The organism is Kordiimonas pumila, from assembly GCF_015240255.1.
In the GTDB taxonomy this organism is placed as follows: domain Bacteria; phylum Pseudomonadota; class Alphaproteobacteria; order Sphingomonadales; family Kordiimonadaceae; genus Kordiimonas; species Kordiimonas pumila.
In genome coordinates, this window is the sequence record NZ_CP061205.1 from 943,938 (window position 1) to 957,324 (window position 13,387).

At 46.2% G+C, this 13,387-nt stretch carries 15 protein-coding genes and 1 tRNA gene; 3 read left to right on the forward strand and 13 right to left on the reverse strand.

Translation table 11 applies throughout. From position 1 onward, the window contains the following. Window position 1: 1 nt before the first annotated feature. From ICL80_RS04145 to gluQRS, 5 genes are all read right to left on the reverse strand, one after another. Complete coding sequence (locus tag ICL80_RS04145) at window positions 2-577, reverse strand: cob(I)yrinic acid a,c-diamide adenosyltransferase (RefSeq protein WP_194214854.1); 576 nt, start codon at window positions 575-577, stop codon at window positions 2-4. 2 nt (window positions 578-579) lie between these two features. After that, a complete protein-coding gene (locus ICL80_RS04150) occupies window positions 580-780 on the reverse strand; it encodes a twin transmembrane helix small protein (RefSeq protein ID WP_194214855.1) in 201 nt (66 codons plus the stop codon). Window positions 781-830: 50 nt separating this feature from the next. Then, entirely contained in the window at window positions 831-1,043 is a 213-nt protein-coding gene (locus tag ICL80_RS04155; protein ID WP_194214856.1) for an alkylphosphonate utilization protein, read from the reverse strand. Between the two features lie 78 nt (window positions 1,044-1,121). Beyond that, entirely contained in the window at window positions 1,122-1,565 is a 444-nt protein-coding gene (locus ICL80_RS04160) for a MerR family transcriptional regulator (protein WP_194214857.1), read from the reverse strand. 231 nt (window positions 1,566-1,796) lie between these two features. Then, on the reverse strand, window positions 1,797-2,660 hold the full coding sequence (gene gluQRS / locus ICL80_RS04165; RefSeq protein WP_194214858.1) for a tRNA glutamyl-Q(34) synthetase GluQRS: 864 nt from the start codon (window positions 2,658-2,660) through the stop codon (window positions 1,797-1,799). A 243-nt stretch (window positions 2,661-2,903) separates the two neighbouring features. On the opposite strand from gluQRS, the gene ICL80_RS04170 reads away from it, so the two are divergent. Together ICL80_RS04170 and ICL80_RS04175 are read left to right on the forward strand one after the other, a co-directional pair. Further along, window positions 2,904-3,479: an HNH endonuclease gene (locus ICL80_RS04170; RefSeq protein WP_194214859.1), complete on the forward strand. Its 576-nt coding sequence runs from the start codon at window positions 2,904-2,906 to the stop codon at window positions 3,477-3,479. Window positions 3,480-3,548: 69 nt separating this feature from the next. Further along, window positions 3,549-3,998: a hypothetical protein gene (locus tag ICL80_RS04175; RefSeq protein ID WP_194214860.1), complete on the forward strand. Its 450-nt coding sequence runs from the start codon at window positions 3,549-3,551 to the stop codon at window positions 3,996-3,998. Window positions 3,999-4,044: 46 nt separating this feature from the next. On the opposite strand, the gene ICL80_RS04180 is transcribed toward ICL80_RS04175, so the two are convergent. Genes ICL80_RS04180 through ICL80_RS04190 form a run of 3 tightly spaced genes read right to left on the reverse strand, consistent with a single transcriptional unit; the run spans window position 4,045 to window position 5,700 of the window. Further along, on the reverse strand, window positions 4,045-4,623 hold the full coding sequence (locus ICL80_RS04180) for a demethoxyubiquinone hydroxylase family protein (RefSeq protein WP_194214861.1): 579 nt from the start codon (window positions 4,621-4,623) through the stop codon (window positions 4,045-4,047). A 4-nt stretch (window positions 4,624-4,627) separates the two neighbouring features. Continuing rightward, window positions 4,628-5,104 carry a disulfide bond formation protein B gene (locus ICL80_RS04185; RefSeq protein WP_228073808.1) on the reverse strand — a complete coding sequence of 159 codons (477 nt, stop codon included), beginning with the start codon at window positions 5,102-5,104 and terminating at the stop codon, window positions 4,628-4,630. Window positions 5,105-5,118: 14 nt separating this feature from the next. Further along, window positions 5,119-5,700 carry a YqaA family protein gene (locus ICL80_RS04190; protein ID WP_194214862.1) on the reverse strand — a complete coding sequence of 194 codons (582 nt, stop codon included), beginning with the start codon at window positions 5,698-5,700 and terminating at the stop codon, window positions 5,119-5,121. A gap of 150 nt (window positions 5,701-5,850) precedes the next feature. Here ICL80_RS04190 and ICL80_RS04195 point away from each other — a divergent pair. Beyond that, window positions 5,851-5,935: transfer RNA gene (locus tag ICL80_RS04195), tRNA-Leu, on the forward strand. Window positions 5,936-6,076: 141 nt separating this feature from the next. Here ICL80_RS04195 and ICL80_RS04200 read toward each other — a convergent pair. The 5 genes from ICL80_RS04200 to ICL80_RS04220 form a co-directional block, all read right to left on the reverse strand. Continuing rightward, complete coding sequence (locus tag ICL80_RS04200; RefSeq protein WP_194214863.1) at window positions 6,077-6,364, reverse strand: type II toxin-antitoxin system HicB family antitoxin; 288 nt, start codon at window positions 6,362-6,364, stop codon at window positions 6,077-6,079. A 103-nt stretch (window positions 6,365-6,467) separates the two neighbouring features. Further along, complete coding sequence (locus ICL80_RS04205) at window positions 6,468-7,478, reverse strand: hypothetical protein (protein WP_194214864.1); 1,011 nt, start codon at window positions 7,476-7,478, stop codon at window positions 6,468-6,470. Window positions 7,479-7,901: 423 nt separating this feature from the next. Continuing rightward, window positions 7,902-9,383 carry a serine hydrolase domain-containing protein gene (locus ICL80_RS04210; protein WP_194214865.1) on the reverse strand — a complete coding sequence of 494 codons (1,482 nt, stop codon included), beginning with the start codon at window positions 9,381-9,383 and terminating at the stop codon, window positions 7,902-7,904. 34 nt (window positions 9,384-9,417) lie between these two features. Next, a complete protein-coding gene (locus tag ICL80_RS04215) occupies window positions 9,418-10,491 on the reverse strand; it encodes an alpha/beta hydrolase (RefSeq protein ID WP_228073809.1) in 1,074 nt (357 codons plus the stop codon). A gap of 84 nt (window positions 10,492-10,575) precedes the next feature. Further along, entirely contained in the window at window positions 10,576-13,161 is a 2,586-nt protein-coding gene (locus ICL80_RS04220) for a TonB-dependent receptor domain-containing protein (RefSeq protein WP_194214866.1), read from the reverse strand. Window positions 13,162-13,387 lie beyond the last annotated feature (226 nt).

The following is a 13,387-nucleotide window of genomic DNA, read 5'->3' on the forward strand; positions in this document are numbered from 1 at the left end:
GCTATTTATGTTTGCGGCTGGCGCCAGGTATCCATAAAATGTCGTCAGCTCCCTTATTATTAAGGTACCTTGTCAGTACAAATAGGTGGTCTGATAAACGATTCAAATATTTTATCACATATATATTAATAGCTTCTTGTTCTGACAGAGTTATGACACAGCGCTCGGCGCGTCTTGTAACAGTGCGGGCAATATGCAGATGGGCACTTGCCGGGCTACCACCGGGAAGAGTAAAGCTTGTAAGGGGGGCAAGCTCGCTATTTAGGGAATCAATTTCTTTTTCAAGGCGCGTAACTTGGCCTGCCGTGATTCTGAGCTGCCCACCATCTTCAGAAAAATCTTCTCTGGGGTTTGCAAGGTCAGAGCCGAGATCAAACATGTCATTTTGGATGCGGGCCAGCATTTCATCTATATCGCCGTTTGTATGCAGACGGGCAACACCGATGGTGGCATTTGCTTCGTCAACCGTGCCTACAGCTTCGATGCGGGCTGAAGCCTTTGATATGCGCGTACCGCCAACAAGGCCGGTTTTGCCGGTATCCCCTGAGCGTGTGTAAATTCTGCCAAGCTTTACCATGTTTACGACCCTGTTGATGCTGCTAATGCTGCGAGAAGCAAAAAGACAAGGGTGGTAAACTGGAAGAAAACCCTGAGGCGCATCATTTTATTGCCGCGGTTTTTATTAGCGCCTTTGTCACGGCCCATGGTCATTACCCCCATGATCAGCACAACAAGGGTTGCAATGGCGGAGAGTATGGCGAGTGTAAAAAGAACTTTCATGGGCTTTTCTCAGGTTGTTTTAGTCATGATTAAGGGCAGACGGTTTGGCATTAATTGCTTTTTTTCAGAAACTGAGTTTTTAGCACAATGGTTGTTTTACCAATTCGGCATTCCACTTCGCCTTCGTCATTGGTTAGGCGGATGCTTTTTACCATTGTTCCCCGCTTCAGGGTGGTTGATGTCCCTTTGACTTTTAAGTCTTTAATCAGAGTAACATTATCACCGTCGGCGAGTTCGTTTCCGTTGCTGTCAAATGTCTGCATATGTATCCAGTCTATTTCTTATATAATCACATATCATGATCTTCTGATACGGGTTATATGGGGCGATGAACAGTGGCTTTATGTCACAGGTGTTATATCACTGCGACCACAGCAGGCACATGAACGCGCGGCGCAGCCATAAAGTGCCGTACTGATAGTACATTCTGGCGCGGAACAGTCTTCGCAGCCATCCAGAATGCCTTTAAGGGCGCCTTCCATTTCATGGAGCGCTGAAATTTTAGCCTGCACAAGCTTAAGGTGCGACTGAGCCAGCGGGCGCAGGCTTGCACAGTGTTCATCTTTGTCGGCCATGCCAAGTAGGCTGCGAATATCCTCGATCGGAAATCCAAGATCCCGGCATCGGCGGATGAAAGTGAGCCTGTTCATGTGTGCTTCGTCGTAAATTCTGTGGCCGCCATCTGTGCGAAAGGGGGCCGGCATCAAGCTTTCGCGTTCGTAATAGCGAATTGTTTCAATATTCACCCCGGTTTTTGTGCTCAGTTTGCCGATGGAAAGTCGCATTTTTTACCTTTGCTCATTTTTCTCTTGAATCTGTAGTTACTACAGATTGTAGCATGAAATGGCTGAGAATAAAACAGCATCTATATGAAAGGAAATATGATGAGTGAAGATACAAAAAAATGTTGCTGCAATCCTTGCACATGTTCAACGGACAGTAAGGTAAAAGTCTGTGAGTGCGGCTCTGAATGCACCTGTGCAGATTGTCAGTGTAAATCTGTAAAAGATTAAAAACTATAAACCGATTTGTGCGATCAGGTCAGCTGCATTCATGCCTGTTTCCCGAAGGCTTTTGAGTGTGGCTGACCTGTTTCTTTTAGCGAAGCGTTCGCCATTTTTATCAGTCAGAAGACTATGGTGGTGGTATGTTGGGGTCGGCAACCCAAGCAGTTTTTGTAAAACAATATGTGCGTGGGTAGCATGGAAGAGATCATTGCCTCGTACGATATGGTTTATGTTTTGGTGCGCATCATCCACGACGACAGAAAGGTGATAACTGGTCGGCGTATCTTTCCGAGCCAGTACAATATCCCCTAAAAGTGAAGGTGTTGTTTTAATAGGCCCCTTTTCTCTGTCGCACCAGTCTGGCAGCGGGCCTATGACCGAAAGCGCAGTATTCAGGTTAAGCCGCCAGGCATGTGCTTCTCCTGATCTGATCCGCACATCACGCTCAGGCTGGGTTAAATGCTTGCAGGTCCCCGGATACAATGGGCCGTCAGGGCCGTGCGGCGCGCTTTGGGCCTTCTCAATTTCGGCTATAATCTCTGATCGGGTACAAAAACAGGGGTAAACAGCCTTTTTTTCTTTCAGAACGTCCAGCGCTGCTTGATAGTCTGTAAAATGTTCAGACTGAAGCCTGACAGGTTGTTCCCACTGAAGGCCAAGCCATGTTAAGTCTTCATATATGGCATCGATAAACTCTGGTTTACAGCGGTTTGTATCAATGTCTTCTATCCGCAGGATAAACCGGCCAGCGTATTCTGTGGTAGCTCGGTATGCGAGGATTGCCGAATAGGCATGACCCATATGCAACAAGCCTGTCGGGCTTGGGGCAAAGCGGCTGATAACGGGTGTTTTTTCAGATACGGCTCTGTACATACAGCTATCATAAGTAAACCAAGGTGAATTGGAAACAAGCTTGTTATGGCCACGCCCCTATTTCCTAAAATTACACGGGGTATTGGGACATAGAAAAATATTTATTTAAAAATAATAACACAATATAATCCCTTGTCATAACAGCGTAACACTGTATCTTGATTCTGTATGTATCGAGTTAGGCCACAGAGGTGGGGCCGGTACCAGATGCTGGTCTTGCCGTAGATGACGGGGGACGTTTCTATGGGTGTTAATTTCACACCCCACCAGCCATCGCCGGAGGCAACCCCGGCTCTTGTTCTGAATGCCGATTATCGGCCGCTTAGTTATTTTCCACTAAGCTTATGGCATTGGCAGACAGCCCTTAAAGCTGTGTTTTTAGACCGTGTTAGCATTGTTTCTGAATATGATACTGAAGTTAGGTCGCCTTCCATGTCGATGCGTCTGCCTAGCGTTATTGCCCTTAAAGACTATATTAAACAGCCAGAATATCCTGCCTTTACACGGTTCAACCTGTTTTTGCGGGACAGGTTTTCATGTGTGTTTTGTGGGTCAGCGGAAGATCTAACCTTTGACCATATTATCCCGCGGTCGCAAGGTGGGCGCACGTGCTGGAGTAATATTTCAGCAGCTTGTGCACCGTGTAATATGCGCAAGGGCGGCCGCACGCCTAAAGAAGCGGGCATGCATCCAAGGCGTTGGCCTTATAGGCCAACTAATCACGAACTGAATGCCAATGGCCGCTTATTCCCGCCGAACTATCTTCACGAAAGTTGGCGGGATTATTTATATTGGGATGCTGAACTGGATAGAAGTTAAGAGTTTTTAAAAGGGTTTTCCGTTTTCCATCGTACCACCTTCGGGTGCCGACAATGATGGGAGAAAACAATGGATATTTCCTCTATTCAGGGCTTTGGCGGTGGTAGACCGTCAAGCGCCCCGTTAAGTGATAATCAGAAAACCCTGATAGCAGAAACGCTCTCGGCCTATAATACAGAGAATCTGACCGAAGAAGATGCGCAGACAATTGTCAACGCCTTTAAAGAGGCGGGCATAAAACCCGGAAAAGAACTGGCTACAGAACTGGAGCAGTATGGCATTGACGCCCGTGAATTGGGCAAGCAAGCAGGTATTGAACCGCCAGCAGATAAGCCCGCGCCGCCACCAGAAGGCGGTATCGAGAAACTCGATAAGGAAGGGCTGCAAAAATTACAATCAATCATTGAAAATTATGATCTAACCAATTTAAGTGATGAGGAAGAGCAAGAACTCTCTGCCGCGCTGCAGGAAGCAGGTCTTATTGGTGAAGATGGCTCTTTATTTTCGGTAAAAGTATAGCCAAATAGTAAATTACAGGGCAGCCTGGGGTGGGTTGCTCTGCTTTTTAAAGCCGCTTTGAAAACCAGATAGCTGTTTTGCAGCCTGCTTTTATAAGGCCGGATAAAACTGGGTATCCGGGGGCCTGTTCTGCGCCGTGCTCTTCCGCGATACGTTTGTGCTCTACTTCTTCGGCTTGAAATTTTTCAATCATGCTTTCAAGTTCCGGGTCTGCACCGTTTAAGGCATCTAATTGTTCCTGATAGTGCTCGTCGATCACTTCTTCTATGGCTTGCGTGCAGGCCATGGCGGCTTTTTCACCCATCAAAGCTGTGCCTGCCCCAAGGGCAAAACCTGCAATATTCCAGAAAGGCGCAAGCAGGGTGGGGCGAACTCCGCGTTCTGTAATGAATTTATCGAACCGAGCCAGATGTTCCTGCTCCTGTTCGTGCATATGTTTTAACAGCGCAGATTTACTGTGTCGCTCACCTATAACGGCGCGTTGGCCCGCGTAGATGCGCACTGCACCAAACTCGCCAGCATGATCCACGCGTATCATCCGGTTTGTTTCAGCCGCACTTGGGCGGTCACCGGGCAAAGGACGGGCGGGTTTTTGTTTGGTTGTTAGAGGCGTATGTTTTTCCATTGCTTTACTTTACTGCTTTTAGCCTGAAGATGCAAAAAAATGCCATGAAAGCGGCAATAAACAGATTATAGCCTGCCATGGAAATGCCAAACAAGGACCATGCCACATCGTCGCACCGCACCAAGGGCGCGTTCATAATAGATTTAAGGGCATCATCAATATTATCGGTTATGTCAACATAGCCTGAGCAGGTGGAAAGCCCTTCCCACCAGCGTTGTTCTACGCCAGCATGAAACCCGGCAATGCCTGCATCTGTCAGGAACAGTAGAGCAAGTACCACTAGTAAGACCCGGCGTGGTAGCGCACGAACAGCCGTGCCAACAATGGAAACCCCCATAATTGCCATGTAAGGGTAACGCTGCCACCAGCATAGCTCGCATGGTGGATACCCAAATAACTGGAACGTAAAGGCCGCGCCCAGAACAAGAGCGGCAATGAGCCCCGCAAACAAAACGGGGTCATTCAGAGTAAAGTTTTTCAATTTTTGCAGCATCATTACCCAACAAATTTAAGTGCTAAAAAACCGGCAATGCCAAGGACTGTAAAAGCAGTTAACACCAGCCCCAAGCGTTTTTCAATAAAGCTTCTGATCGGTTCGCCGTATTTCCACAAGAGCGCCGCAACCAGAAAAAAGCGCGCCCCGCGTGCGGGCACAGAAGTTAGGAAAAAAACCAGCGGGTTCATGCCAATAACACCGCTTGCGATTGTTACTACCTTGAATGGGAGCGGCGTGAAGCCCGCAATTAGTACAATCAGAATGCCATATTCATTGTAATACTGCCGGTATTCGTCAAACTTGTCCGCATAGCCATAGAGATCAAGAATCGGCAGACCAATTGTCTCAAAAAACACGGCACCAATCATATAACCTGCCATGCCGCCCAGCACTGAGGCAATAAGGGTGATAGTAGCCAGCCGCCATGCTTTCAGCCTGTTCGCCAAAATCATCGGGATGAGCATAAGGTCAATCGGAATAGGAAAAAAGCTTGATTCTGCAAAAGAGACAGCGGCCAGCCAGCGCTCGCTCGCTTTGCTTTGGGCTTTTTCTATCATCCAGTTGTATAATTTTTTCAGCATACAGGGCTCCCTTATGCATGAAGGCATATCAAAAGCGCTGCTCCGGCACAATGAAGGACTTTAAAGCACACATAAGCTGTGTTTCCACGCTTGACCTTCCCGTAATTGAAGCTATTATGCCGCCCACTTTACCAAGCAATTCCTTGCAGTGCCCCTGTGGTGGAACTGGTAGACGCGCCGGATTCAAAATCCGGTTCCTTCGGGAGTGTCGGTTCGAGTCCGACCGGGGGCACCATTGCTAATAAATGGCTATTTTTTAGAATTAAATTCTAATATTTTTGTATAAATAATTACATATTCCATATATGTGGGGTTTGTAGGGGTTGGTGCCTTCGCTATGCGTGTTGTAAAAGCTAAGTGTGCCAAGATTGTGCCCTCATGGCAGTTGAATTGAAATAAGAACTATATCGGCAATGTTGATATTAGAAAATTCATTGGGTATGGTTTCTATGGAGCCATTCCAAAGCTTAGGCGGCAAGATATCCGTTGCGCTATCAAAGTCGTCAAAATGCAAAGATAACGCTTCTGTACCCATTATTTTTGCATCCTCTATATCATCGCCATAAGATATGCATCCAGGTACATCGGGGAAAATAACTCCTAGGCCGGTCTCGCCTTTCTCTAGGATTGCATAGTAAGAAATTTTTTGAGTTTCAGTTTTCATAGTAATTTCTCCGATTGTTGCCGGAAAATTGTATCAAAATATATATGGTCTTTTCTAAACGCTTTTGAGCATTGCTTAAGTACTTATGTCTCGTATTTATGAGTTATTCATCCTCTGAATAATCAGGTCTGCGGACTTCACCTATACCAGCTTTTTGAATTTTTCCATCTAGAGCACGAATCTGTAATTTAATCCAAACAGTTTTCCTGTGGGCTGCTGCGTATGTGAGTAAATCTAGGCCATTCTGTTCTAGAATGCCATCTTCAAAGGAGGCTGAAATTTTTTGACCGGTTTTTACACTTTCGATCTTCACGCTAGTAGTATCTGGATCTGACGTGTCTAGCACTAAAACCCTAAAGACATCTGTCATCATATATTTTTCAGCTGTGCGCTTTGTTGGGTTACGCAAGGTGTGCGCTTGGGATTTGGAAATCATGGTGCCTTGAATTTCAGTATCTTCTGTGGCTTCAATAGCCTTTAGGTATTCATCACGAACACGTTCGGCCTCTTCATTAGTATCTCTTAACACACGTGATTTTTGGAGTGCACGATCCAGTATTTCAGCTCTTTTAGTCTCTTGCTCTGAGAGTCGAGTGAAAGTTTCAAGTTGTTTGACAGCTTGATTATCTTTTAAGGTCTCTTTTTGTATATCGCTTTTACATGTTAACCATAGCTTAAAGGCACTGTACCCTCCAAAAATAAGGGCAACACCAAGGATGAGAATGAGAATATCTTCAGAGTCCATATTCTTAATTACCTCAGATCCTAAATTATTAATTAGCTCATTTAGATTATCTCTTATGCTTGTGCTTCCAGCCCCTACTGCAAAAGTGACTTGAAAGGCTGCTTTTTCGCGAGTGTGAAGATACCTTAAGTCTTTTGTGTTATACTTGGCGTCTGCAACAATTCTGTATATTGCTTGCTGATATTCTACGCATGCAGCCATCATAGGTGCATTAAGAGAGCCATCTATTGGAACTTTCGGCATATATATACGCGATGTGGCCCAATCATCTATTTTGAGTTCTGATACTGATGGCAGCTTATCACGTTTGCCGGATAATATTTCATCGAGAAGTCTGAATGCTTCTTCTTCGGACTGAATTCTAACCAATTCTACTCTCCCCCATCGTTAAGTAAAATATTGGATAAGAGAGTAAATTCAACTTTAGCAATAAGTAAAGCTAGATATTTGGTGCCGTCATTTAAGAATCGAACGTTAATTATACTTCTGTAAATAGTTCTTAAGTCACAGTTTGTATCAAGGTTTTAAAAATAGAAAAAGCTGCGAATAAATTAACGTATTGAAATATAAAGATAATTTCAAAAATCCTGTGTGCCAAGATTGTGCCATGGTATAGTGTAACTCATTGATATATAAGAAATTCAGGGTGCCGACCGGGGGCACCACTTTTCTAATATTATCGCAGCGCCTGCCTTATATATCGCAGGGATCACCACACTATAATGTAGATTATAGTGTGGTTGATATAGGGCTTGCCCTACCTGTTTTAGCGGTTGTTTATTCTGCCGCGCTTTACTCTGCGTTGCTTGCAGCTGGTAGTGCTTTCAAAATGGCTGCAAAGCGAGAGTTCATCCCATATGGTTCTTTTCCTGTTGTCCAGCCAAACCGGATAATGACAGCTTTTCTGGACGGTATCATGGCAATGCTCTGTGTATTATGACCCAGAGCCATAAAGGTATCGGCGGGAAGGTCAGGGAACATTCTGCCTTCTGCCGGCATGGGCGTACCGCCATTGTTCCAGAACTGCATGCCGTACTGATGGCGCGGCGCGAGGGGTGTTGGTGTTTTAGTAGCTTCCACCCATTCTTTTGATAGAATTTGCTGGCCACCCACACGGCCCTCATTCAGGTAAAGCAGGCCAAAGCGCGCCCAATCCCTTGCTGTGGCATAGAAATAGGAGCTCCCAACATAACTACCGCTCACATCTGGCTCAAAAATGGCACTGTGCATGCCCACTGGGCCAAAAAACTGCTCCCAAGAATAATCGTAAAGCGCCTTTACAGAGCCACCCGCTTTTTCAGATAGAATTTTTGCAAGCAGGTTTGTTGTGCCAGAGGAATAGTACCATTTTGTATTTGGCGCGTGCTCAAGCGGCTTGTCTGCGGCATAGCCACCCATGTCAGCTTTATTAAAAAGCATGGTGGTGCTGTCGTGGCCCAGTGTATATGGCTCAGAAAACTCGAGGCCGCTTGCCATATTCAGTAAATGATGCAGGGTAATGGCATGCCTTGGGTCATCTGGGTTTGACCATGTTGCAACCGGGGCGGGGGCATCAAGCGCTAGCTGCCCGTCTGTTACCATGGTACCAATAAGGGCGCTCGTAACACTTTTACTGGCTGACCATGCAAGAAACCGACTGTTGCTGTCAAAGCCATCAGCATATTTTTCAGCAACAATCTTGCCGTCATACACAACCAGAACGGCGCGGGTATCCAGCGTTTGGCCTTCTGTTGTATCTGTAAACGCATCAGATACTGCCTGATCGAGCTGTACCCAGTCAATAGCTGGGTCTTTTTGGCTGATCACAACCTGGTCGCCTGCGGGCCAAGGTTCATTTGTATAGTGCACAGGCTTTACTTCAATGTCAGCTGATTGGGCTAGAAGGGTATCCCTGTCTGTATCAACCATTAATGTACAGCCTAGGCCGGGCCGGTATAAAGCAGTTCGTTTAGCGGTCCCTGAAATTGCACTGGCCGTTTTCAGGTCTTTATCAAATTCGAATTCTGTTTTGGTTAAAAGGGGGTATTCAAAAGGCCTCAGGTCGCGGGCAATGACATCTGCTTCCGTGCGCCCCATAACAAAAACACCAGAGCAGGCTAATTTAGCCGCTGCGCCGGCGGCCATTTCATCAAGGGAAAAAGCGGCTTGGGGCCCCCTTTCTTGAGCCTCTGGCGCAGCAAGGGCCATAGGGCCTGAAGCCAAACCAGCAAGAAGCCCGAAGACTAATAAGCTTTTATAAAATGAAGTGGGCTGATTGCCCGTGTTCCTGGACATTTTTGTATGGTCCTTCCTTAAATGCTGCGTGGTATTATTTTATAAATTTCTGTTTGAGCGCTGTTAAATCCCGAATGAACCAGTTTGGCCGCATAGGGTGCGCTGCATGAGGGGTATCGGGATAATCAATCACGGTGATAAGGCTAGGGTGCTGCGCGCGCAGTGCTTCAAAATCATCTGAAGGGTCAAACATATCGCCTGTTGGGTTAATGATAACCATGGGAACGCTGAGATTACGGTATGTAATGAAAGGATTTACCCGGCGCCACGACTGAGCAAGAAGCGGTAATTTATAGCCTGCACTGGGATCATTTGCGGCAGGGTTTGTAAAGTCTAAAAGCTTGGCATCCTTATAGTGCGGCACAAATTTGCCGGCATCATTTTTCATGATCCAGCTATGAAAAGCTGGCGCTATGCCTTCAGGTATTTTACCGCCCCACCCGGGTACATATATATTAGCAACATACTGAAAGGCGCTAAACCGTGTGTCGAAAACAGGTTCAGGCGGTGCCGGGTTGTCATCTATAAGCTTTTTCATAATAGGGTACATTTTTTCTGAGCGTGCCTGTACAGCATCGGCGCCGCCGTCTTCCAAAACAATTGCAAGCGCGCGCTCAGGGTAATGGTCATAAAATGCCGTTGTAACGCCGCCGCCAAGCGACAGTCCGCCAATGACAGCTTTGTCAATGCCAAGCTTATCCATCATCGCGGCAATATCATCTGCGATAGTGTCGAGTGAGAAATTATAGTCACGTACCTGCGTTTGGCCGTGCCCCCGGTATGTGATGGCATACACATGATAGCCAGCTTTAACGAGTCCCTCTGCAACGCCTGCAAGCTCATACCCGCTGCTTGTATACCCATGTGACCAAATAAGCGGAATGCCGGTTTCGTCGCCCCACTCCAGATAGTGCATCTGAATGCCGTTCACATCGATAAATTTGCCGTGTTCTTTGCTAATGCGCTGATAGGCAGCATAGCTTTGCTCTACAATATTGTGGTTTTCGGGTGTGTCTGCAAAGGCTTCTGCGGCGCTAAGGGCCTGTGTCATATTAGGCAATAAGAGTGCGGCAATCACCACAGGATATTTTATAAATCTATTCATCATCACTATGTTCCCCCTTGTGTATTGAAGAAAAAGGAAATTGCCTGTTTGGGGCAAGCAATTTCCTTCGTCAGACAGCGGCAATATTTAGAAGTCGTATTTCAACCGCAGGCCAATAGTTCTTGGTGTGTTTGTTGAGGCAGATTCAAAGCTTGTACCCTGACGGTCAATATAACCAATATAGGCCTCATCAAACAGATTGTGAGCAAACAGAGATACACTGTACCCCTCATCACTGCGCAGGCCTATCTGGAAATCAACCAGATCATAAGAAGGCAGTGCTATGTCAAGGTCGAGGTTAAAGTCGTTATAACGCTCGCCAGTATATTTGTAGGTAAGGTTACTAAAGAGAGTATGCTGGCTGAAGATGGGGCTTTCCCAGTTTAAAGACACTGAGAAGTTCTCTTTTGCGGAACCGGGTAGCCGGTCGCCTTTTTTACCTGTGACCCCGCCGGGCACATCTTCTTTCAATTTCGGGTCGCTTAGGGAACCATTAAAGGCAATATCCAGATAGTTATTTACTTGATATGCGAGGCTCAGTTCAATACCCGGAATTTCAGCTTTTCCGGCATTTTGGGTGGACCGTGCAAATGTTACCGGGTCCTGAACTACAAGCTGGATATCGGTATATTCAATCAAGTAAGCAGACAGGTTTGCAACCAGCCGTCCATCAAACCATTTGGTTTTCAGGCCCAATTCATAATTCCACAGGCTATCTGAGTTATAGGTTGAAAAAGGGCTAATAATTGTAGGTTTGTTAAAGCCACCACGACGGTACCCCGATGTAGCCAGTGCATAGGCAAAAATATCGTCGTTTATTTGGTGCTCAAGGCTGAACTTATAAGTGTTTACATTTTCTTTTGTTTCAAAGGGAATGCCCAGAAGCGCATCTGCGCCCGTAAGAACAACAAAGCTGCCTTCTTGCTTGAGATCAATGGTGTCATATTTAATGTGGGACCGACGATAGCCAACCTTGAAACTGGTTTTGGCTGTTAGGTCCATGCCTACTTCGGCATACACAGCTTTTTCATTGCTGTGGGCGGTGGCTGTATAGTCAATTGTTTCTTCGCCGTCCAGAATAGGAATAAAACCATATAGATACTGGGTCGGGCCATAATAGGTTATGAGCTGGTTTGCCAAGGTGTCACTGTCTTCATAGTAAGCACCTAAAATCCAGTTTATTTTTGTGTCATTTGACGAAACTAGGCGCAGTTCCAGAATGTCTGTTTGTGCGTCACCAGATACTCTGCCGGAATCTGGGTCAAGATAATCACATACGCACCCAGACCGAATATCAACAAATTCTCTTTGGTCAAAGGCGAAGCCTGTTTTTAGGGTATTTCTGGTTGCGAGTAATGTTGTGATAAAGGCATCAAAATCATATTCCAGCTTCAGATTTAAAAATTCCTGAGAGTCAGTGTGTCTGCGGTCAATACCGCCAATACCTGTGCGGGCTTCTACATCAAAGGGAATATCAGGCCCTTCATCACCTGCTATGCTCAGGTCACCGGGGTCTCGTGTTGTGGTTACAAAACTCGCGCCGGCATCAATTTTTTGATAAAGATATGTTAGATCTGTGGAAAACTTGTCTGTAATGTCCCAGTGGAACGCAAGGCGACCACCGTATGTTTCCTCATCGTTGGCATCCTTATTCCCTAATTCCACATTATCAATGAAACCGGCATTGTCGTAATAGTAACCAACCGCGCGAAGTGCCATTTTGTCAGACAAAGGCACGTTAACATAACCATGGCCACCGTAGTTTTCGCCGCCGTCATTTACATCAGAGAGATACATATCAAATCCGGCCGCAAACTCCTTTGGGTCGGGCTTGTTAGAAATATAGCGAACAATACCGCCCATGGCACTTCTGCCAAAAAGGGTGCCTTGTGGGCCTTTCAGTACTTCTACGCGCTCCATATCAACAAGGCGTATTTCCGCGGCACCACCGGATACGGCACTAAGTGCAAAGTCGTCAAAATAGGTCGCAATGGTTGAACTACCACTTTCCTGTGTGGATGTTGCAATGTTGCGGATAATGACCCGGTTTCTATTGGGGCCTTCAGTTGTAGCTGTTACACCCGGTACAGTATCAATAAACTGGCTGATACTATTATACCCTTTTTTTTCAAGTTCCTCACCGCCAAAGGCGCTGATGGTTAAGGCTGTTGTTTGAACACCCGTGGACCGCCGTGTGGCTGTAACCATAATTTCTTCAAACTGGATATGGCTATTGGTAACCGTGTCCATACTCTCATCATCATCAGAAACGGCAAGGCCTTCTTCATAATCAGCAGCAGTGTTAAAGGCGATTGTCTGGATAGAGGAACTTGAATATTGGTCAGTGAGGCGCGCTAGTGTACCAACAGCAATGGTGCGGTCATCAACCTGAATATACCGTAGGCCGCTGTCTTTAAGAACAGCTGAAAGGGCGCTGGTCAGCGTGTAGTTACCAGACAGGGTGCCAACGGTTTTTCCGGCGACATCCTCAGAAAATGAAGCGATTTGTATGCCATATTCACTGGATAGGTTTTGCAGCGCTGTCATGAGGGGTTGTTGCTGCATGTTAAGCGGGATTGACTGTTTTGTTTGTACAGCCTGTACAGATGCTGCCCCCAGCGCAATAGATATAGCGGCCAAACTCACCGCGCTAAATTTTCTAAGCTTCTTCATTTTCTTCCTCTCCTAATATGTTCTGGCGCTTCCTTATGCGCCTTAGGATGAAAGAGCAGGCGGTGATGGAAAAATGGGTACAAAAAGCCTATAATAATTTTTGGATGGCGACTAGCGAGACTGGGCGCGGAAAACTTATTGATCAAAAAAGTACCCAAGTTAGGCCAAGGGACCGCTCTTTCACTAAGAAGGATGTTATGAGTTTGCTATAACAGTTGAGGCCGGA